The organism is Micromonospora sp. CPCC 206060, assembly GCF_036906895.1.
Classification (GTDB): domain Bacteria; phylum Actinomycetota; class Actinomycetes; order Mycobacteriales; family Micromonosporaceae; genus Micromonospora.
Genome location: NZ_JBAKHU010000273.1, coordinates 1 through 720, shown reverse-complemented (window position 1 = coordinate 720; position 720 = coordinate 1). Strand labels below are relative to the sequence as shown.

The window sequence follows — 720 nt, the reverse complement described above, 5'->3', positions numbered from 1 at the left end:
TCGTCCTGGCCCAGGTCACCGTGAGCGCCAAGAGCAATGAGACCCCCGCGTTCGCGCCTCTACCCGACGCGGTCGAGACCGTGTTGGGCACCCTGACCGGCCTGCTGTTCATCGCCGACGCGCTGCACACCCAGACCGCCCACGCCGACGAGATCGCCGCCCGCGGCGCCCACCTGATGATCCCCACGAAAGGCAACCAGCCCACCCCGCTCAAGCAGCTCAAATCCCTACCCTGGCCCGACATCCCCCTCGGCGACCGCCGCCGCGACACCGGGCACGGCCGCCGCGAGACCCGCACCGTCAAAGCCATCACCGTGCACACCCCTGACGGAATCAGGTTCCCCCACGCCCAGCAGGCCATCCGGATCATCCGGACCCGCACCACCAGCGGAAAGACCAGCCGCGAGACCACCTACTTCACCGTGTCCCTACCCGCCGAGCAGGCCCAACCCGCCGACCTGCAGGACTGGGCCCGCCGCGAATGGCACATCGAGAACCGCGTCCACCACATCCGGGACATCACGTTCCGTGAAGACCTCCACCAAGCCCGCACCGGCACCGGACCCGCCGTCCTGGCCACCCTGCGCAACACCTCAATCGGCTACCACCGCACCAACGGCGAGGCCATCATCGCCCGCGCCACCCGACGCGCCAACCGCCGCCCACACGACCTCATCACCGCCGTGACCAGCACCTATCCGACAACGCAATGACCCTGGG

At 69.3% G+C, this 720-nt stretch carries 1 protein-coding gene; it reads left to right on the top strand.

The window, feature by feature from the left end:
• Window positions 1-713, top strand: a 713-nt coding sequence (locus V6U90_RS33710; RefSeq protein WP_334445257.1) for an ISAs1 family transposase, incomplete at its 5' end; no start/stop codon positions are given.
• Window positions 714-720: the final 7 nt, after the last annotated feature.